General features: G+C 55.0%; 21 protein-coding genes. 4 read left to right on the forward strand and 17 right to left on the reverse strand.

The window, feature by feature from the left end; genetic code table 11:
• Window positions 1-34: 34 nt before the first annotated feature.
• The gene (locus RB620_RS05955) at window positions 35-697 is read right to left on the reverse strand and encodes an RsfA family transcriptional regulator (RefSeq protein WP_308092710.1); all 663 of its coding nucleotides are present in this window, start codon (window positions 695-697) and stop codon (window positions 35-37) included.
• Between the two features lie 285 nt (window positions 698-982).
• On the opposite strand from RB620_RS05955, the gene RB620_RS05960 reads away from it, so the two are divergent.
• Window positions 983-1,219, forward strand: a complete 237-nt coding sequence (locus tag RB620_RS05960) for a DUF2626 domain-containing protein (protein WP_308092711.1) — start codon at window positions 983-985, stop codon at window positions 1,217-1,219.
• A gap of 163 nt (window positions 1,220-1,382) precedes the next feature.
• Here the strand turns inward: RB620_RS05960 and RB620_RS05965 are convergent, their stop codons facing one another.
• Entirely contained in the window at window positions 1,383-2,561 is a 1,179-nt protein-coding gene (locus RB620_RS05965; RefSeq protein WP_308092713.1) for a class I SAM-dependent methyltransferase, read from the reverse strand.
• A gap of 76 nt (window positions 2,562-2,637) precedes the next feature.
• Here RB620_RS05965 and RB620_RS05970 point away from each other — a divergent pair, with 76 nt between their 5' ends.
• Complete coding sequence (locus tag RB620_RS05970; protein WP_308092714.1) at window positions 2,638-3,747, forward strand: hypothetical protein; 1,110 nt, start codon at window positions 2,638-2,640, stop codon at window positions 3,745-3,747.
• Window positions 3,748-3,776: 29 nt separating this feature from the next.
• On the opposite strand, the gene RB620_RS05975 is transcribed toward RB620_RS05970, so the two are convergent.
• Both RB620_RS05975 and RB620_RS05980 read right to left on the reverse strand, forming a co-directional pair.
• Window positions 3,777-5,087: an extracellular solute-binding protein gene (locus RB620_RS05975; RefSeq protein WP_308092715.1), complete on the reverse strand. Its 1,311-nt coding sequence runs from the start codon at window positions 5,085-5,087 to the stop codon at window positions 3,777-3,779.
• Window positions 5,088-5,254: 167 nt separating this feature from the next.
• On the reverse strand, window positions 5,255-6,592 hold the full coding sequence (locus RB620_RS05980) for a PhoH family protein (RefSeq protein ID WP_308092716.1): 1,338 nt from the start codon (window positions 6,590-6,592) through the stop codon (window positions 5,255-5,257).
• A 113-nt stretch (window positions 6,593-6,705) separates the two neighbouring features.
• Between RB620_RS05980 and RB620_RS05985 the strand changes: the two genes are divergently transcribed.
• Entirely contained in the window at window positions 6,706-7,263 is a 558-nt protein-coding gene (locus tag RB620_RS05985; protein WP_308092717.1) for a YhcN/YlaJ family sporulation lipoprotein, read from the forward strand.
• A 293-nt stretch (window positions 7,264-7,556) separates the two neighbouring features.
• Here the strand turns inward: RB620_RS05985 and RB620_RS05990 are convergent, their stop codons facing one another.
• The 6 genes from RB620_RS05990 to RB620_RS06015 all read right to left on the reverse strand — a co-directional run bounded on the left by RB620_RS05990 (window position 7,557) and on the right by RB620_RS06015 (window position 12,496).
• Entirely contained in the window at window positions 7,557-8,615 is a 1,059-nt protein-coding gene (locus tag RB620_RS05990) for an LCP family protein (protein WP_308092719.1), read from the reverse strand.
• Window positions 8,616-8,630: 15 nt separating this feature from the next.
• The gene (locus RB620_RS05995; protein ID WP_308092720.1) at window positions 8,631-8,903 is read right to left on the reverse strand and encodes a hypothetical protein; all 273 of its coding nucleotides are present in this window, start codon (window positions 8,901-8,903) and stop codon (window positions 8,631-8,633) included.
• Window positions 8,900-9,220 carry a YlaH-like family protein gene (locus RB620_RS06000; RefSeq protein ID WP_308092721.1) on the reverse strand — a complete coding sequence of 107 codons (321 nt, stop codon included), beginning with the start codon at window positions 9,218-9,220 and terminating at the stop codon, window positions 8,900-8,902. The genes RB620_RS05995 and RB620_RS06000 overlap by 4 nt, the downstream gene beginning before the upstream one ends.
• Before the next feature lie 75 nt (window positions 9,221-9,295).
• Window positions 9,296-11,137, reverse strand: a complete 1,842-nt coding sequence (typA, locus tag RB620_RS06005; protein ID WP_308092723.1) for a translational GTPase TypA — start codon at window positions 11,135-11,137, stop codon at window positions 9,296-9,298.
• A 48-nt stretch (window positions 11,138-11,185) separates the two neighbouring features.
• Window positions 11,186-11,668 carry a hypothetical protein gene (locus tag RB620_RS06010; protein ID WP_308092725.1) on the reverse strand — a complete coding sequence of 161 codons (483 nt, stop codon included), beginning with the start codon at window positions 11,666-11,668 and terminating at the stop codon, window positions 11,186-11,188.
• A gap of 168 nt (window positions 11,669-11,836) precedes the next feature.
• The gene (locus RB620_RS06015) at window positions 11,837-12,496 is read right to left on the reverse strand and encodes a TerC family protein (RefSeq protein WP_308092727.1); all 660 of its coding nucleotides are present in this window, start codon (window positions 12,494-12,496) and stop codon (window positions 11,837-11,839) included.
• A gap of 140 nt (window positions 12,497-12,636) precedes the next feature.
• Between RB620_RS06015 and RB620_RS06020 the strand changes: the two genes are divergently transcribed.
• On the forward strand, window positions 12,637-13,359 hold the full coding sequence (locus RB620_RS06020; protein WP_308092912.1) for a TerC family protein: 723 nt from the start codon (window positions 12,637-12,639) through the stop codon (window positions 13,357-13,359).
• 47 nt (window positions 13,360-13,406) lie between these two features.
• Here RB620_RS06020 and thiI read toward each other — a convergent pair whose 3' ends face one another.
• The 7 genes from thiI to RB620_RS06055 form a co-directional block, all read right to left on the reverse strand.
• On the reverse strand, window positions 13,407-14,627 hold the full coding sequence (gene thiI, locus RB620_RS06025; protein WP_308092729.1) for a tRNA uracil 4-sulfurtransferase ThiI: 1,221 nt from the start codon (window positions 14,625-14,627) through the stop codon (window positions 13,407-13,409).
• A gap of 2 nt (window positions 14,628-14,629) precedes the next feature.
• Window positions 14,630-15,784, reverse strand: coding sequence for a cysteine desulfurase family protein (locus tag RB620_RS06030; protein ID WP_308092730.1), 1,155 nt, complete (start codon window positions 15,782-15,784; stop codon window positions 14,630-14,632).
• Between the two features lie 87 nt (window positions 15,785-15,871).
• Window positions 15,872-16,582, reverse strand: a complete 711-nt coding sequence (locus tag RB620_RS06035) for a lytic transglycosylase domain-containing protein (protein WP_308092731.1) — start codon at window positions 16,580-16,582, stop codon at window positions 15,872-15,874.
• Window positions 16,583-16,668: 86 nt separating this feature from the next.
• Window positions 16,669-17,367 carry a YwaF family protein gene (locus RB620_RS06040; RefSeq protein WP_308092732.1) on the reverse strand — a complete coding sequence of 233 codons (699 nt, stop codon included), beginning with the start codon at window positions 17,365-17,367 and terminating at the stop codon, window positions 16,669-16,671.
• A gap of 80 nt (window positions 17,368-17,447) precedes the next feature.
• Entirely contained in the window at window positions 17,448-18,176 is a 729-nt protein-coding gene (locus RB620_RS06045; RefSeq protein ID WP_308092733.1) for a DUF6081 family protein, read from the reverse strand.
• Window positions 18,177-18,210: 34 nt separating this feature from the next.
• Complete coding sequence (locus RB620_RS06050; RefSeq protein ID WP_308092735.1) at window positions 18,211-19,125, reverse strand: prenyltransferase; 915 nt, start codon at window positions 19,123-19,125, stop codon at window positions 18,211-18,213.
• 34 nt (window positions 19,126-19,159) lie between these two features.
• A complete protein-coding gene (locus RB620_RS06055) occupies window positions 19,160-19,915 on the reverse strand; it encodes a DUF1836 domain-containing protein (protein WP_308092736.1) in 756 nt (251 codons plus the stop codon).
• Window positions 19,916-20,135 lie beyond the last annotated feature (220 nt).

Raw genomic sequence — 20,135 nt, forward strand, 5'->3', positions numbered from 1 at the left:
CGGCGGGTTTCCGATGATCGTTTGCCTTTATGACCTATTCAATACGTTCCAAATTCCCGTTCGCGTCCATCTTGAAACGCGGTTTCGCTTCTTCTTCGCCCGAGAGGACGGTAAGCCTTCGCGCGCGGTCCATGATCTGGATGAGCGTCTTGTAATCGTCGTTTACGGTCCTGTAATCCGTCTGAGCGCTGTTTACTTCCTTCGTCAATCTCTCATTCTCGCTCCGGAGCCGGAACAGCTCTTCTTCCTTGTCTTTCATTTCCTTCTCGAATAACTTGATCTGACGGGAAAGATCCTGGTAAGTCGTCTTCCAGCTGCGCAGGAAGCGGATCACCGCGTCAACCGACAGTCCCTCGTCGAGCGCGCCGATATCGCCTTTGAAGATGCGATCCTCCGTCTCGAATACGGCAAGCGAAGATACCTGGGAGGTAGCCGTTGCGGCTGCCGTAACCGTCTGTTTTTTCAAATAGTTGCGTTTTTGTCTTTGCTGTTTCGAGATCTGAATTGCATCCTCGTAACGTTTGCGGACACAGCTATTCCAGCGGAAGCCGCAAGCCGCGGATGTACGGCCTATTTTTTCCCCTACTTCTTCGAATGCCGCAAGCTGAGTGCTTCCTTCTCGAATATGGCGCAGCGTTACTTCGGCGAGAATAAGATCATCGTCCGGACTCCACGCATCTTGTCTAACTGCTGTCATGCAATCAAAACCTCCTAACGTAAAGGCGCTTACTTATCTCTATGCCCTTGGTAGAGTTCATAGAATCTATTGGATACTAATTTGTATATCCAAATTTTGACGACCTCATACATGATTTCGGCGAAGGTTGAGCAAACTGTCAACAGAAGGCATGATTCCGCCCGTATTCCATCTTGGAATGTCACAAAAGTTTGCGAATTCGTCACGCTTTCAGGTTTACACTCCAGAAGGCAAACGTTATAATGAAGTTTAGAAAAAATGGGCCACGTGGAAGGGGGATGTATCATGGCACGCATGTATCGGGTACTTGGCTTCTGGTGCTTAGTTATCGGGCTCATGGCTTTCGCAGGCCATATGACCGAGTTTGCGCTTCTGTTCTTCGCGCAAGCCGTCGCGTTCGTATTTCTAGGTTACTTGAATTTCTCCGAACGCACTTACATAATGATGTTCTGGGGATATATGGTGATTTCATTTCTTGGATTCACATATTGGTCCGTCTTCAAGATGAGCTTGCCGTTCTAAGCACGCCCAACAAGGTAAAACGGCTGTCGCCGTTCTTTGGCGGCGCGGCGCGTTTTATTCCGAGAATTCTAAGCTCGTTTTAAGGTGTGCAAAATTATCAATGCTTAGAATTACAAAGAGCTGTCTCGGCGCAGATTATCGTCTGCCGCCGGACAGCTCTTTTTTAATCAGGTGACTCCTCCGCATCCTTCTCCAGGATCATCACTTTAAACGATTCGCTCATGCCGTCGCTGATCATCAATTGCCGTATGGCCCGATTTCGTCTCGCGATAGGTGAGAAGGGATCAGCGCCGCCATGATCGCGCAGCAGCTCGAGCGCGCCATGATCGACAAGGAACTGCTTCTGAGTTCCAAAATAAACGACCCGAAATCCTGCCTCAACGACGGCATGGCGTATAGCCGTGAAGTTGACGTGCGCGGTAATATCCTGTTCGCCAGGCCGAACAAATGGCGAATCGTTCGCTTGATGATGACGATAGGTCATCAGCGTGCCTGCCATACGGTGAGAAGCCGACAATTCTTCGCCATCATGCCCGTAATCGATAAGCAAAACCCGCCCCCTGCGCATCGATTCTCCGATTCGCTTGATCCAATCGTTCGCCGCCAAGTTAATTTCCGTGATCTGACCCTCTTCCAACTTTTGAGCACCGTGATCCATCGCCGTTCTGATGCGGGGATCCGCAATCGGCATGTGCACGTACCGGAACCCTTCATGCGGCGAACCGGCGACCCCAAGCTCCAGCAGCTCTCCTCCGCGATTCGTAACCCGGTGTACGGGAAACGCATCGAGCAGCTCGTTGGCAATGAGCATGAGCGGCCCGCCGAGCCATTCTGAGGAGCGGCTCCATGCCTCGCTTGAAGTGAATATGATCGGCAAAGGCACGGCGCTCAGTTTGGCAAAGGTCTCGGGGATAACGCCGCGATGTCCGGTATGATCTTCGATAAGCAGCTGCCGGTATCGGCGCTCTCCAATAACGGCTTGCTCCTCGATGACGGCGCCCAGCTGGGCGGATAATCGTCCCGTTCCGGCCCCCCATTCCGCGAGCAGAAGCGGCTCATCGAGGATACCCAGCTTCTCATGGCAGCTTGCGGCAGCATATGCAATTGCGCGCGCCATAATATCGCCGATTCCGGAGCTTGTATAGAAGTCGCCTGCCTTCCCTACTCTCGCTTCACCGGCGCGGTAATAGCCCCCGGCTGGATCGTAGAGACAGATCGCCATGTAGTCGGCAAACGTAATGCAAGGAACATCTCCTTCTCCGGAAAGTTCCTTCCCGATCAATGACGAAACGGCTATTAGCCGCGTCACTGCATCAGAAGCGGGACCAATATTGGTGCGCATCGATGATTCATCCTTTTCTAATTCTGAGATATAATAGAATCGGCTGCCGCATAAACTAGTTGCGTAAGGAGGGAGGATGACGTTGGCCGCTATCAGTTATCGACAACGGGTCGCCTGCATGCTCGCGGCAATGTTCGTCGGCACCATGCTCGCCCTTCAGCTCCCGGTTCTGGCCGAGCAGCATGCGACGGCGCCTCCGGACGATATACACGAATTGCTGGAGAAAAGCCTGTCCGTCGTTGAGATCGACAAAGAGATTACTCGCATTCAGGAGAAAAAACAGGAGCTGCTGGCAACGATGTCGGGCGCGGAGGCTGAGCTTCACGAACAAGAGCTTCACATCGCGGACAAGCGCGAACAAGCCGGCGAGGTGCTGCGAGCCTATTATATGGGAGAACGGGATTCCTTATATTCCGCTTTGCTGACGATGAAGTCCTGGACGAACTTTTTCCGGGTGCTCGATTATATCGACATTATCGTCTCGCAGGACAAATCTACGCTTAGCGGTTATATCGATCAATACCGCGGCATGCAGGACAATTACAAGGAGCTTGAAAGCAAGCAAGCAGAGCTTGCCGAGATGGAACGTAAGCTTATCGAGCAGCGGGAACGTGTGCTCGCCCTGGAGCAAAGCGTTGACGGTGAACTAAGCGGTCGATCCGACAGCGAGCGAATCCGGCTGATGATTCAAGAGCTGACCAGCTTCTGGGAAACCGCAGGGCTGTCCGAGGTGCGCGAATATTTTAAGGCATTGTCGGCTGCGATGGGAAAGCTTCCCGCGTGGGTGCAGGACAACAAAGAGATGCTCGAGGTAAAAGGTTTTAATTACACCATCCGCGTGCCCGAAGCGAAGCTGAACGAATTTCTCCGGGAGCAGGACGAACGGTTCAACAACTTCGCCTTCGCGTTCGAAGACGATTCGATTACGGCGCACGGCAAGCGGGATAATATGGAGATTAGCGTGAAAGGCCATTATAGCATCCAAGACGAACCGACAAACGGAATCATTTTCCACGTGGACGAACTTTTGTTTAACGGATTTGCTCTGCCAGACACGACGCGAGACTCGCTGGAAGAAGAATTCGACTTAGGTTTTTATCCGGAACTGATTTTATCCTTCCTGAAAGCGAATGCCGTGGAAGTGAAGGACGACGAGCTTGTCATCAAACTTAGCGTATCGTTCTAGCGAATACCGCCAAGACCGTCGATAGCCGGCTACTTTTGATCCTCGCCGGGAAGAGTCGAGAGAAAGTCCGTGATTCGCAGCGCCCCTTCGCCGGAATAGAGATGCCAGTCCGACTCCCTTTGCTGCCACTTAAGCGGCCATTCGGGGTCGGCGAGCGCCGTCTCGCCTTCCGGCTGCTTCGCGTTCAGCGCCTCGTACCACCAGACGGGGGGCATCTTGCCGCTCTTGAATACAAGCTGCGCCTGTTCGCCGTACAACGAAGCGCGAACGGGCAGATCGCCGCTAGCCTCGTACGTCGAATAATTGTTTGCCGCCCCGGTCATTTCCTGGATCCATATCATCGCTTCATCCTCGAACTTGCTGCCTGCCGCAATGACATAACTGCTTCCGTTCAGCCACGGGTACGCGATTCCCTCCGCATCGATCGTCAGCTTGTCCTGCACCAGCTTGCTTAGTTTGTTGTAAATGCTCCAGGTCATGACCGCGCTCAGCAGCTTATCTTCGAGCACCAGCTCGTTTAGCCGGAACGACTGGGCTAACGGAATTTGCGCAACTAAACCTTCATGGGCATCTAACCGAATCAGATTCGTTTTGTCGATGTCGTCAAGCCCTTCCATTCGAATGAAGGGTTGTTTCCCTTGATGGAACTTCGCCTCCCAGACGAGGAGCTGGTGCAGATCCCCTGGACTGAAGTTTGCGATGAAAGCCCTATCTCCATCCGGACGCTCGGAGAAAGCCTTTGCCGAGTCTTCAAGCACCGACATATCCGAGATCGGCGATTGTTGTCCTAACTGCCGGAGCATATCCTTGTTCCAGAACAACAAGTAAGGATCAATGTCGGAGGGCACGCCCCACAAGTAGCCGTTCCATCGCAGAGGCTCCAGCAAGCCGGATAACTGATCCGCCAAAACATCGCCGGCCATTAACGAATCGAGCGACTTCAGATGGCCTTTTACGGCCATAGGCAGCACCTTGTCATTATCCAGCAGCATAATATCCGGAGCCCTGCCTTGCTCGCTCTGGTCCAGCCAATCGTCATAACCGTTCCGTTCCGGAAAAACATTGTTCAATTGGACGCGGATGCGCGGATATTTGCTCATGAACGTATCGTTCAGCTTGGACAGCCTGGCAAAGCCGGACGCTTCCAAGGAAACGGTTACAAAAATTTCGGTCGGCTTCGAATCGAAGGCCTCGGCATCGACAGGCAGGACTGGCGAAAAGCTGCCGCCTTGATCCGAGCTCGTCCAATTCCAATTCAGCGTGCGGGAAAAATGGAACAGCAAAAATGCGGTTAATATCAGCGCGCTGATCAGCAGCGGGGCAAATCTGCGAAAAGTCACAGTATTCGTCCTTTCCGGCTTCCCTTCATTATGCGTATAGGATACCAGCATTTCCCGAGTTTGTCCAAGCAATCCGTTACGGCATAACCAAAAGAAAAAGCCAAGCTTGCGCGGAGGAAATGAATCCTCCCGCACTTCGCTTGGCCTATACCGGCTCCGGAACGGAATTATAGCAAATCCGCGGCATGTTGGGCGAGCTTGGAGCGTTCGCCTTTCTCAAGTGTCATGTGGCCGCTGATGCCTTCGTATTTAAACTTCTCGACGATATGGGTAAGTCCGTTGCTTAACGAATCGAGGTACGGATGATCGATTTGTCCCGGATCGCCCATGAGGACGATTTTGCTGCCTTCTCCTACCCTGGACACGATCGTTTTCACCTCGTGTTTGGTTAAGTTCTGCGCCTCGTCGATAATGATGAATTGGCCCGGTATGGATCTGCCGCGAATGTAAGTCAACGCTTCCACTTGTATGCTGCCCATTCCCATCAAGATTTTGTCGATGTCCCCGGCTTTCTTGGTATCGAACAAATATTCGAGGTTATCGTAAATCGGCTGCATCCACGGTCGCAGCTTCTCCTCCTTCTCGCCCGGCAAATAACCGATGTCCTTGCCCATCGGAACGACGGGCCTAGCGATCAGAAGCTTCTTATATTTATGCTCATCCTCTACCTTCAGCAGTCCTGCCGCAAGCGCGAGTAGCGTCTTGCCCGTCCCCGCCTTGCCCGATAAAGTAACGAGCGGAATGTCGTCGTTAAGCAGAAGCTCGAGCGCCATGCGCTGCTGCGCGTTGCGAGCCGTTATGCCCCATACGGGATCGTTGCTGAGATATAGGGGCTCTAATCTTACGCCGTCGGAACTTACCTTGAGCAGCGCCGACTTGGAAGTACCCATCTCATCCCTCAGAATGACGAATTCGTTCGGATTCAGCTTCGCCTTCAATTGCAGATGGCCCACGCTTAAGAATCGGTACGTATAAAACTCGTCGATCACCGAAGGGTGCACGTACAGCGTCAAATAGCCGGTGTAGAGATCGGAATCGACGACGTTCCGGTCGGACAGGTAATCCTGCGCCTGAAGCCCAAGCACGTCGGCTTTGATCCGGACCAGCACGTCCTTGCTGACGAGCACGACGCTTCGTTTGTCCTCATCGTTCTCTTTTTCTTGCTCCATATGATAATTGAGCGCAACGGCCAGTATCCGGTTGTCGTTCGACATCTCCCCGAACATCTCCTGAACGCGCAAGAAGCTTCTATGATTAAGCTCCACCTTCAAGAGCCCGCCGCCCGGCAAAATAATGCCTTCGTGAAGATGCCCTTCCTCCCGCATTTGGTCGAGCAATCTAGATACCGAACGGGCATTGCGGCCCAGCTCGTCAGCCAGCCTTTTTTTGGAATCGATTTCCTCCAGCACGATCGCGGGAATGATCACCTCGTTATCGTGAAACGAGAAGAGCGACTGCGGATCATGCAGCAATACGTTGGTATCGAGCACGAATATTTTTTTCATGAGAACCCTCCCGGCGTCGGATATACATTTGCATACATAGCCTCAATTGGCAACGGACAAACTACAGTACGAGCGAATCCCACGCAGGTACACACAAGAATGAGGTGGCTAACATGTACAAATGGATAACAGCGGCGTTAGTTATGGCTATCGTCGTTTCAGGCTGCGGCACCGGCATGCGGACTGAATCATCACCCTCTCCTTATAATAATGGGTCCGTTAGGGCCCAACAGAATAACGCCGGCAAAAAGTTGATCGAGGACCCGGTCGAGGTCGAAGCCCATCTGGAGGAGTTGGCCAAAGGCGTCGAAGGCGTAAATAATGCGCATTGCGTCGTCATCGGGAATACGGCTATCGTCGGCATTGATGTAGAGGGCAATCTCGAGCGATCGCGCGTAGGGACTATAAAGTATTCGGTGGCCGAAGCATTCCGCAAAGATCCTTACGGCGTGGACGCGTTCGTCACGGCAGACCTGGACATCGCCAGCAGGCTGGCCGAGATCGGCAGCGATATTCGCGACGGCCGTCCGGTTGCGGGTTTCGCCGAGGAGCTGGCCGATATCATGGGCCGTATTATCCCGCAAATTCCGCGGGACATCATGCCTGCCGATCCGGATCCGGAATCGCAGCGGCAGATGGGACGGCCGAATACGATGAACGGCGACCGTTAATATCGGCAACTCGCGAAAAGCCGGTGAAGAAATTGTAAAAGCCTTCAAAAGACGCAAAAAGCCTAGTGACGTTATCACTAGGCTTTCTTACATTGGCAGGACGCAGAGCAGCCGTCCTTGTCCATATGGATTCTGTTAAGGTTCGCATTCGCAGAGCGGCGCAAGCGCCGAGTCATGACAAGCCGCGGGCATCCCGCTCTTCCTTCTTCGGCCATACGCATAACCTCCTCGGCGTGTGAATAAGCTGCTGCTTAGCTCCTATTATATGCTATCCTATTATGCGAAGTCTACGCTCATTCTCCCATTTTCTCCTGAAGGGCGGCACGGGCGTTCGCCAAGCTTGTTTCGTCCGCGTAAACGTATGGGCTCTTCCATGCGCCTTCAAGCGAAATAAACGTAATATCGTCGCTTCGTACGGTGTAGTACGTCTCCAGCATCCGTTTAATTTCTTTGCTTGGCATATCCATGCGCATGTTGTCGCCGACCGCCTCGATAACCGAACCGACCTTCGTCGCTCCGCCGAGCGATGTCAGCTTGTCGACGATAGCGCCGATCACTTCGCTCTGACGTCGGCCCCGATCGAAGTCGCTGGACATGTTGCGGCCGTCGTTCGACTTGCGGTAACGGACGAAATCGAGCGCGTCCTCCCCTTTCAACAGCTTCAGGCCTGGCTGCAAATCGATGACCGTGCCATCCTGGGAATCCGTGTATTTCATGCGCATGTCGACGTTCACCTTCACGCCGCCCACGGCGTTCACAACATCGGAGAACCCTTGGAAGTTTATGGTGCCGGCATATTTGATATCGATTCCGAACAGCTTGCCCATTACGTCGCGGACTGCCTTCTTGCCTTCCGCCTGCGCTTCCTCCGTCTCCGAACCCTTGTTCTTGGCGTCTACGTAGAAGTCGGCGTAGAAGCTGTTGGCTTTCCGGCCGCGGTACCCTTCGACGTCAATGTATGTATCGCGAGGTATGGAGACGACCGTTGCTTTTTTGGTGACGGGATCGAAAGCCGCTACCATCATCACGTCGGTATTCAGTCCCCCGCCATGACTCCGGGAGTCGAGGCCCATGAGCACTATGGCTACCGGCTTCTCCTTCACCGATTCCGCAACGGGCACTTCTTCCGCTTCATTATCGCTAATGCCGATCGTATCGATCGCATCCGTCGTCTTCAGCACCAAGTAACCAAGTACGGCCGCAACCAAAATTAGAAAACCGGCTACGACGCCCATGAAGACGGCGAGCGCACGGCGACGTTTTTTCGGTTTTTTCGGTTTATGTTCTTTCGTTGGCTGCTGTTTCGTTTGACCTCGTGACTCCGAACGTGGAGGCAAAGATGTTTGGCTCATCGGATCACCTTCATGTCAGTTGTATTTAGGATTCGAGATAATGTCCTGCAGCAATCCCTCGCCGGCCTCGCGCGGATAATGCTGCGTGAATCGTTGCCCGTCCTTCTCGTAAGCAACCTGAATCAATCCGCTGTCCACAGATGCGACTTCGAGGCCTTGCAGGCCGTGGTCCTCGCGGAGAATTTCTTCGAAGAAACCAAGCGTCTTGAACGCCGCTTCGTCGTCCGGGCGTCCTTCGGCCACGATCTTGATCTGCAGCCAATTAAACAAAGCGTCCTCGAGTCTCATCGTCCCGACTCCGGCTTGCTTGCTTCGGCTTGAGGTCCGGCAGGCTTGCCGCCTTTCTTCCACTTGTCATACAGCTGCCTGCCCCTAAGCATAAGCATCATGACAACTGCGATCGCCATACACTGGATGATGGGCAGCTTGTCCACTTGCAGGATCATGAGGACGAACGAGCCGAACGCCATCAACAGATAGACGAGCACTTCCTTCAAGATCGGAAGCCTAGCTTGCGGACGGAAGACGGAGTTGAAAATATAAATCGTAAAAGCCAAAATGATCAAATACGTAATCAGCTTATGTTCGCTTAGCCATTCTTGCATGAATTCCACCTCCTAAAGCCTAAGAGGAGCCCGCTTGGCGGCGGACTCCCCGAATAGGCCTTCCTTCGCAATGGATTAGACGCCCGCTTGCGACATTTTCCGGTGTTTCTCGGCGCGTTCGCGCTCACTCTTCACCAGAATCTTCTTGCGCAGACGAATCGATTTTGGTGTAATTTCGCAATATTCGTCGTCGTTCAAATACTCAAGCGCTTGCTCCAGCGAGAAGATGACCGGCGTTTTCAGCTTCACGGTGTCATCCTTGCCTGCGGAACGAACGTTGGACAGCTGTTTCTCTTTGCAGATGTTGACGATGATGTCGTTGTCGCGGTTATGCTCGCCGACGATCATGCCTTCGTAAATTTCCGCGCCCGGCTCCAGGAAGAGCAGGCCGCGATCTTCTACGCCCATCATGCCGTAGAAAGTGGACGTTCCGTTCTCGCTTGCGACCAGCACGCCTTGATGGCGGCCGCCGACGCCGGAGCCAGCAAGCGGACCGTAGCTGTCGAACGCGTGGTTCATGATGCCGTAACCGCGGGTCAGCGTCAGGAACGACGTACGGTAGCCGATCAAGCCGCGCGCCGGAATGATGAATTCCAGACGCACTTGGCCGTTGCCGTTATTGATCATGTTGACCATCTCGGCTTTGCGAGTGCCCAAGCTCTCCATAACCGAACCCATGCTTTCTTCCGGCACGTCGATCAGGAGGCGTTCGTACGGCTCTTGTTTGATGCCGTCGATTTCCTTGACGATAACTTCCGGCTTCGATACTTGAAGCTCGTAGCCTTCGCGGCGCATGTTCTCGATCAGAATGCCGAGATGAAGCTCGCCGCGTCCGGATACGACGAACGCGTCCGGGCTTTCCGTCTCGTCGACGCGAAGCGCCACATCCGTCTCAAGCTCCTTGAAGAGACGCTCGCGCAGCTTGCGGGAAGTAACCCACTTGCCTTCGCGGCCCGCGAACGGGCTGTTGTTGACGAGGAACGTCATCTGCAGCGTCGGCTCGTCGATCTTAAGCACCGGCAATGCTTCCGGGTTCTGAGGATCCGCGATCGTCTCGCCGATATTAATCTCCCGGATACCGGCAATCGCCACGATGTCGCCTGCTCCCGCTTCCGGAATCTCAATGCGCTTAAGGCCTTGGAAGCCGAACAGCTTCTCGATGCGGGCCTGCTTCGTCTTGCCGTCGTGGTCGATGACGGCAACCGATTGGCCTTGACTGATCGTTCCGCGGTTTACGCGGCCGATGGCGATACGGCCCAGGTACTCGTTATAGTCAAGCAGCGTCACCAGGAATTGAAGCGGATCGACCACGCTCTCCGTCGGTGACGGAATATGGCTGACGATCGTCTCGTACAGCGCCTGCATGTTATCGTCTTGTTTTTCAGGATCAAGGCTCGACGTTCCCATCAGCGCGGAAGCGTACACGACCGGGAATTCAAGCTGATCGTCGTTCGCGCCGAGTTCGATGAACAGGTCAAGCACTTCGTCGATGACTTCGGTCGGTCTGGCGTTCGGACGGTCGATCTTGTTCACGACAACGATCGGCGTAAGCTGATGCTCGAGCGCCTTGCGCAACACGAACTTCGTCTGCGGCATGCAGCCTTCGAACGCGTCGACGACGAGCAATACGCCGTCAACCATCTTCATGATCCGCTCCACTTCGCCGCCGAAGTCGGCGTGACCCGGCGTGTCCACGATGTTGATCAAGAAATTTTTGTAGTTGATCGCCGTGTTTTTGGCCAGGATCGTAATGCCGCGTTCGCGCTCCAGATCGTTGGAATCCATGGCGCGTTCTTGAACGGCTTCGTGTTCCCTGAAGGTACCGGATTGCTGAAGCAGCTTGTCAACCAACGTTGTTTTGCCATGGTCGACGTGCGCGATGATGGCGATATTGCGTAAGTTCTCTCTTGCTTGCATAAGAAATGATCCACTCCACTTTTTTTATTTGTTTCTCTCTTGCGAGTCTCACCAACGCTTGCGCGTGCCGAACATCATCCATGCTCCCGCCGCGATGAAAGCTGCCGCGACCAGGTATATGCCCCAGCTCCAGAGCAGGATCAAAGCGAGGAACAGCAAGGATGCGATGCCGATGACGATGGAAGCCGTGAATACGACGCGCGGCACGTTGCTGCCGAACATGTAATATTCGTACAAGCCCGCGGCGACCCCGAACACGAATAACGGCCACAGGTACTTCAAGCTCTCCCAACCGGCGATGTTGCAAATGATAAACAGCAATGCGTACACAACGAGCATTCCGCCGGGTACCAGCGCGACAGCCGGAACGACTCTGCCGAAATAGAGCACATGCAGAAGCACGCCCGGGATCAAGACGAGCAAAGGCCAGAATATGGCTCCCAGGAAGCCGAATACTCCTAATTTGCCCAATAAGATGACGACCCCGGCTAACAGCAAAATAATTCCAGCGGAATATTTGTTAGATGGCATATTCATTCCGCTCCTTACAACATCAATCGTATAGATAGACGAAAGACGGCAGTTTTTATCTTTACTAGTGTATAGGAACTCAGGCAAAAAAACCAGTACGAAGAGTTGGCAGCACGAAAAAAAACCGTCAGCGCCCCGGATCGGCGCAAACGGCTCCTCAATTACGCCCTAAACGGGCTTTTTCTTCATGACGGCAAGGGCGATGACAAGCGGTACGCATAACAACGGTACAAGCTCGGAGAGCATTTTCGAGTGATGGAACAACATCGCGTTCATGCCGGGATCCTTCATCAACATTTCGCCAGCGGCATAAGCAAGCAGAGCCGCGCCGATGTATCCGATCGCGGGTACCTTCTGCAGCAGCTTGCCGAGCATCTGGCTGCCCCAGACGATCATCGGAATGCTGAGCGCGATGCCGAGCAGCACGAGGACGAGATCGCCGTCCGCGACGGCCGCGATGGCAAGCACGTTATCCAGACTCATGATGAAATCCGCCGTCACGATCGTCCATACGGCAGCGCCGAGCGTCGTAGCCCGATTGACGTTCTGGTCGCCGTGAACGCCTCCGGCATCCGCGAGCAGCTTGATGGCAATATATAACAGCATAAACGCGCCAGCCGCCTGAAGGAAAGGGATTTGCAGCAGCTGCAGTGCGACGACTGTAAGCAAACATCGAAGCGCAACGGCTGCAAACGCTCCCCACCAGATCGCTCGCTTCCGCTGCCTGGCAGGCAGATGCTGGCTGGCCATCGCGATGACGATGGCATTGTCTCCGCTCAGCAATACATTAATTAAGACGATTTGTAGAAAAATAAGTACGCTGTCCACGATTACACTCCCCTCTCATAACAGAGGTATGTCCAAGCCGAGGGGAATATGTCCAAAAAAAATTTGCATCCATCTTCACGAACGCGCGTATTTCATGTAGACTTCTTTATGCAATGCTTTCGGAAAGGAGGAAACAAATGATGGATTTTTTCTCGGTCGAATTTTTCACCGCTCTGATGACCATCGTATTCATCGACCTTATATTGGCCGGGGATAACGCCATTGTCATAGGACTTGCGGCAGCCAAGTTGCCGAAGCATCAGCAGAAGCAAGCCGTTATTTGGGGCACCGTCGGCGCGGTCGGCATCCGTGTCATCGCAACGGTGCTCGTCGTCTACCTGCTCGACGTGCCATGGCTGAATCTTGCCGGCGGTTTGCTGCTGGTTTGGATCGCGTACAAGCTGCTCGTTCAGGAAGAAAGCCACGACAACATCAAGGCGGGCAATACGCTCTGGCAGTCGATCCGGACGATCATCATCGCGGACGCGGCTATGGGCATCGACAACGTCATCGCGGTTGCGGGCGCTGCCAAAGGCACCTCGCACGGGGAACATGAATTGGTACTCGTCATTCTCGGTCTGCTCATCAGCATTCCGGTCGTCGTTTGGGGCAGTACCTTGTTCATTAAGCTGATCAACAAGTATGGCTGGATCGTCTACGTCGGTTCGGCGGTACTCGCTTATACGGCAGCCAAGATGATTACCCATGAGAAGAAGTTTGACGGCTTCTTGGAGGATAACAAGGCGATCTACTGGTCGTTCATCGCCGTTGTCGTCGTGCTCACCGTTCTCGGGGGATACTTAACGAACAAGCGGAATCAAGCAAAAGCTTCCAAGAAACAAGAAAGCAGCGGAGCCCACTAAGGGGCTCGCTGCTTTTTTTTTCGGTTTCGAAGAACCGCTTCCGCTCCTCAGAACCAATCCTCTTCGATTGCCGTCGCCGAGACGGGCTCGCTGTTCGGGTACAGCTTCAGCACTTCCGTGTCGCGAACCGCCTTTTCGATCATCTCGTCTAGACCCGGCAAGCCCCCCTCAATTCGCTCCACGACGCGCAGATTCGGATTCGTGCTCGGTGACTTCGGCAGGAACAGCGTGCAGCAGTCTTCATATGGCAGAATCGATGTCTGGTAAGTGCCGATTCGATTCGCGATATCGATGATCTCCTGTTTATCCATCATGATGAGCGGTTTGATGAGCGGAAGCTGCGCCGCCCGCCCGATCACGTTCATGCTGGCGAGTGTCTGGCTGGCGACTTGACCAAGACTTTCGCCCGACACGATTCCGTTCGCGCCGCTCTGCTCCGCGAGCCGCTCCGTGATGCGCAGCATCGCCCTTCTCATCAGCGTGATGATCAGATGCTCCTGTCCGGACTGGGCGAGCGTCGTCTGAATTTCGGTGAACGGGACCAGATGAAGCTTCATAGAGGTCCCGCTGAAATAGGTCAGCCGTCGCGCCAGCTCAACCACCTTGTCCTTCGCTTGTTCGCTTGTATACGGGTAGCTGTGGAAATGGACGGCTTCCAATTCAAGCCCTTTGCGCATCGCCATCCAACCCGCTACCGGGCTGTCGATGCCTCCTGAGAGCAGCAGCAGCGCTTTTCCGTTCGAACCGAACGGGAAACCTCCGGCTGCCTGGATATTTTCGCAGAAAACGTATGTCGCTTCTTCTTGGATGTCGACTCTGAGCTCGACCTCCGGATGGCGAACGTCCACGCTCAGCTCCGGGAATGCCCTCAGGATGTGCGCGCCGACGAGATGGTTCATCTCGTGCGAGCTATGGGGAAACCCTTTCCACGCGCGTTTGACGCTGACCTTGAACGTCTTCGGCGGCTTGCCGAGGGCGTTCATGACCGTCATGGCGGCCGCACGGATCGCTTCCAGCTTCGTCTCCGAGCTCCTGACCGGGCTTAGCGAGACGAGCCCGAACAGCTCCTTCAGCCGTGCAGCGATCGGCTCGTAAGGCAGCCCGTTCAGCTTGACGTACAGTCTGCCGAACGTCTTCCAATAGGTAACTCCTTCATATCCCGACAGCGCGTTTTTTACTTGCTGCAGCATTTTTTTCTCGAACTGGTTCCGGTTTCTGCCCTTCATCGTCAGATCCCCGTAACGTAATACAATTTGGTCGAATATCAACGTTAAGTGCTCCTCTCAAGCGGCTTCAATTGCTTTATCACATCATCCAGCGCCTGGATCAGCCGATCCACATGCTCCTCCGTATGCTCGTCCCCGAAGCTGATCCTAATTCCGCTCGCCGCTGCAAGAGGGCTTGCTCCGATCTCGAGAAGCACGCGGCTTGGCTTGTTGTCCTTCGACGAACAGGCGGACCTCGTCGACGCGATGATCCCCCTCTGCTCCAGCATGTGGACGATGACCTCCGGCTTCATGCCAGGATAGGAGAAGTTGACAATATGCGGCGCCAGCGGCGCTCTGCCATTCAGCGAAAGCTCCGGAACGGTCTCCACGTATGCCCTCAGCTTGTCCCGCAGCGTGCTCGTCTTCGCCGCTCTTGACGGGATGCCTTCCACTGCAAGGCGGACTGCTTTGGCGGATGCGACGATGGACGGCACGTTCTCCGTGCCCGCGCGCATGCCCTTCTCGTGCGTGCCTCCCGAAGCCAGCGGCTGAAGGCCGATGCCCTCGCGCACGTAGAGGAAGCCGACGCCGCGCGTCCCTCTAAGCTTATGCGCGGATCCCGACAGCAAGTCGATGCCCCATCCCTCGATATCGATCGGCAGCTTGCCCAGGCTCTGCACGGCATCGACATGGAACAGTGTTTTCGGATAATCCCGGAGCAGCCTGCCGATCTCTTCGATCGGCTGAACGGTTCCGATCTCGTTGTTTACGTGCATGACGCTGACGAGTACCGTTTCTTTGGTCAGCGCAGCCCGCACGTCCTCGACGCGGACATGCCCCGACGGGCTAACCGGCAAATAGGTCACGCGGAACCCCTCGGCTTCGAGCTGCTTCGTCGCTTCAAGGACGGATGCGTGTTCGATGCCGGTCGTCACGATGTGATTGCCTCTGCTCCGATAATAACGCACCGACCCTTTGATCGCCAAATTATTCGATTCCGTCCCGCCGGATGTGAACAGCCAGCCGCCTTTGCTCGTCTGGAGCTTGCCTGCCAGCAGCGCTCGGGAACGATCCAGAAGCTTGGACGCCTCCACACCCATGCCGTGCAAGGAGGACGGGTTCGCATAATGCTTCATCATCACTTCCATGACAGTGCGGGCCACGTCTTCGTAAGGCGGCGTAGACGCGCAGTGGTCGAAATAAACAACATCCTTCATTCTCGTCAGCCTCCAGTCCAATATGAAAAAAGGATCGCGTTTCCCCGCCATTCGAGTGCGGAAAAAACCGTGATCCCCGGGTACGATCTATTGCTTCGCTTGCTGAACCTTCGCGACGTAGCGCTGCGTCTCCTCCGGCAACTCGCCCAGTCTGGCTAGCAGCTCCTCGTCCGTCGAGATGCCGAGCCTGTCGATGCGGCCCGGTCCGGCATTGTACGCCGCAAGCGCCACCGCTTCGTTGCCGCCGTACTTGCGCAGCAGAAGCGACAGATAACGAGTGCCGCCCTCGATGTTCTGGACCGGATCGAAGGAATCGGATACGCCGAGCCCTCTTGCTGTACCGTCCATCAGCTGCATGAGGCCTTTGGCACCCGCATGGGACTCCGCAAGCGGCCTGAAGCCGGACTCCGTCGCGATCACCGCTTCGATCAGGGCGCTGTCTACGCCGTATTTGGCCGACGCGCTTGCGATAATGCCCGCGAACGGCGCTGCGGCTCCGGAGAAGGTGTGACTCCCCGATAATTCCGGTGCATCGGCCAAAGCCGAGCCATCGAGCGGGTCGTACGCGATTACCTGCGCCCAGAGTCGATCCGACCAGACGGGCGGCAATGCTCCGCTGCCGGCGTCGGTCGAGATTTCCCCATTGTCTCCTCCTAGCTGGCCGGAAAGAATCGTCTCGAATAAGGAAGCGACATCCTCGCTCTGGCTGGCCGCCTTCTTTGTTGCCGTCCCGAAGTTCAGGCTTGGCGCAAGCTGCGCCTGAAGCAAAGATTTTAACGTTCGCGGATCTATACTCATGGTTATTGCCCCCTAATATGCGTGAATAAACGTATACATGAGTAATATCGGTTCCCATTGTACATGTTTTTAGCTTTATCGGCTAGTCACGCGGACATCGACTTCCTTCCCGCCTTCGCGGCAAGCCGGGACAGGCCGAACAAGAGCAGGCACATCAGGAGGGCGACAGCCTCTAGCTGCAGCAAATACCAGGGCCAGGGCGCGAGCGCGTCGAGCAGCGAAGCCGTCGATGGCTTGCGCGCCAGAAACATGAAATTCGTCGTGCCGGTCGCGATATTGACAATCGCGGCGGGAATCGCCAGCACGTGAAGCCATGCCATCGCCCCCAACACGGAAACGAACGTCGGGCGGTATCGCTCCACGGCGAATATGTAAAACGCCGTCATCACGATGCCGATATGCGCGATGAAGAAGTGGAAATAACGGAATTCCGGGAAGCTCTCCGCCAAATTCGGCGTAAGCAGCGCCTGCAGGGCGCCGAGCGTGCCCAAAAAGAAGACGATTGGATACAGCCGCTTCGAGCGGGATACGAGCGCCGCGGCCGATACGAGCAGCGTAAGGCTGCATAGCTGGAACGGAAGCGACGATACTTGCCAGCCGTCATCCAAGTATAACGAAACTTGAAGCGAAATCTCGCAAGCGACAAGCAGAGCTGCCAGCCCGCGCCGGAATATCCTTCCCGCTTTCGCGTCTCTCAGCTTCGAGCGATAGATCGGCACGGCGGCGCATAAGAGTATCGCCGCCAGCAATGCCGCGACATGCGCGGCGGAAAACAATTGGAACAAGTTCGCTTCACCGCCTCGTCGAGATTGGCTTGCCAAGTACCGTTGAAGTGATTCCTTGAACGACGCAGCACCGGCATGTTTTATTCGGTAACCTCGATCGTTATCGGAGACCATTCCGCGATGACCGTCTGCCCATGCGCGGACACGCTGCCCTCCGGCGTCAAATCCTTCTCCGTCATAATGCCGAGCGCCACCGTGAACTGGTTGAACTTCACCGGCGCATGCGTCTCTCTGCGTACTTCCTTACCGTTCACGTAGAAAACGATCTCGTCGGAGCTCCGGTTATACGCGATACGGTACGTGTTGAACTCGCGCGGCACGAAATCCGTTTCTTCCTTGAAGATGCAAAAATATTTGGTCCCCTCCGTCTCCGGTACCTGCACGCCGGGAAACGGCAGTACGGCATAGACGCTTGCGTATTGGTCGTTGCCGACAAAGAAGTCGAGCGCGCCGCCCGTCGTGAAGTCCAGCAGGTTAAGCGAGACGTAGCCGTCGTACAGGTCGCCGGGTGCCGTGTCTTTGGTCCGAGCCCGGATCTTCAGCTCGAAGCTGATCTCCCCGTTCTCCGGCACCTTCACGGGCTCAGCGGAATAATACATATGTTTGGCGTTGTCGAGAATTTGCACCCTGTCATTGGAGCGGCTGATCGCCGCACGAACGTAAAGAATGCCGTTACGGACGATGACGACCGCTTCCGGCTCGCGGTAGGGCCAGAACGTTCCGTCTTGCAGAGGGAATCCGCCAATCTTCCAAACATCGCCTTCGTTCAGAATCGTATGAAAATCGCCAAGCGTCCTAGTAGTGCCCATCGATATGCCTTCTTTCTCGGTGTGGTCGTTATTGTTATTGCAAAGCTCCCTGAAGAATCAAAGCAAGAATGAGAACGCCCCCGCAGCGCAGCGTCGCTTGAAGCGATGCGCCCATCAGCGGCAGATAAGCCGTCGATTTATTATGCGCGTCCAGACTTCCGTATACCAAATATAAGGGAATCGCAGTCGGCAGGGCAAGCAAAGCGTACGGCGGCAGCGCTCCGAATACGACGCACAAGACGAGGGCCGAATAAGCGAGTAGCAGCAGCAATCTCGAAAATTGCAACGCCCGCTTCTCGCCCCAGACGACGACGAGCGTTCGTTTCCCCGCCTGCCTGTCCGCTTCCCAATGCAGGAAATGATGGTTGAACAGGATCAGCGTCGTCAACAAGCCGATCGGAAGAGACAACAGAAGCGCCCGGTAATCGAGATGCGAGGTTTGGACATAGTAGGCGCCGGTCACCGGAAGTACGCCAAAGGCGAGCAGGATCGCGATTTCGCTGTAGCCTTTGCCGCGGTACCCGAATTTGATCGGCGGCGCTACGTAGAAGTAAGCGATGAACGCGCCGGCGAGACCGAGCAGCAGCACCGGCCAGCCGCTTATAAAGCTAAGCGCGACGCCGCATGCCGCAGCAATCGCGAATAGCATCCACGTCACCGTCTGGAAGACGCCGATGCTCCAAGCCCCTGCCGTCAAAAATCCGGAATTCGTGGAAATCGCGCCTTCCGTCTCCTTCGCGGCGGCGTCGGTTCCATTGTAATAGTCCCACAAGTCGTTGATCATGTTGGAGAATAAGTGCGCGGCTCCGGCGCCTGCCAACGTAATAACGAACGAGATGAGGTCGAACCGTCCCGTCCACACGAAAGCCCCTACCGCGCCAAGCGCGACCGGGATGAGCATAACGGGAAGCACTTTGATTCGCGAGGCTTTCATAAATTGTTTAAACATCGATGTCTTCATCCTCTCTCTGCACTATGAAGCTTTATTTCCCGCCTGTCGTCCCGCCTAAGAACAAGGTCGCTTCGCTATATCTGCGGGCAAGCGCCTGGCAGAACGCAGACTGAACCGAGATGACGGCGACGAGCAAAATGTTGCGAAGCGCCTCGCGCTCCTGCTCCGTCCCCTGGACAAGCTGGCCTGCTGTCTTATCCGCGCGGCTGCGAACGATCTCTTCAAGCTGGCTTCCGCTTCTCGCACCCGACCGACTGAGCGCTTTGATCTCTTCATATAAGCCCGCATAACATGAATATAGCGCAACAGGCGCAATTAACGGCTTCTGCGGATCGCCGCCGGCGCATTCCGGTTTGCCGAACAAGATCGCGAACAAGCTGCGAACCGATTCAAAGTCCAGGCTCGCCTTCAAATCGTCTATCATATAAAGCAAGGCCGCTTGACCGGGCGAATACTTCTTGCCTGCTTGCGGGCATGCGAAATAAGCCTTGAAGTCGCGCTTGACCCAATTCTGCATCGACGTCGCCGAAGGGCTCGCGAATTCAGTCAGCTGACCAAGCTCGGCGATCTCGTGAAGCGAAAGTCCCTTCCGCTCGCCGTTCTTCATTAACTTCATCGCGATGGGCGGTAACGGCGCGGACAATACATGATGCTCATGCGGACGCTTGGACATGCTTCGCGCGGCCCATGCCCGCTGCATAATATCGGCCGGCTGGTCCGGCCCGATCCCTTCCATCGCCTGGAGCAAGCTGCCTACTTCGGCGCGCGTGAGCGTGAATCCATCCATGCCAACGCCTCCTTCCCTCATCGCTAAGAGTTCATATGAACTCATCTTACGGCTGCGAATCAAGCTTGTAAAGACTCGAAAAACAATGAGAAGGGCATCGTCAGCGCGCGAAAATCGTTCAAAACGAACGTACACGGCGAATTACGTCCCTTTTGCAGGTTGTCAGCAACTGTCATGATTCGTTATAGTAATTCATAAGTAAATAGAACCAGTAGATTCA

Source organism: Paenibacillus sp. LHD-117, from assembly GCF_030929555.1.
Classification (GTDB): domain Bacteria; phylum Bacillota; class Bacilli; order Paenibacillales; family Paenibacillaceae; genus Pristimantibacillus.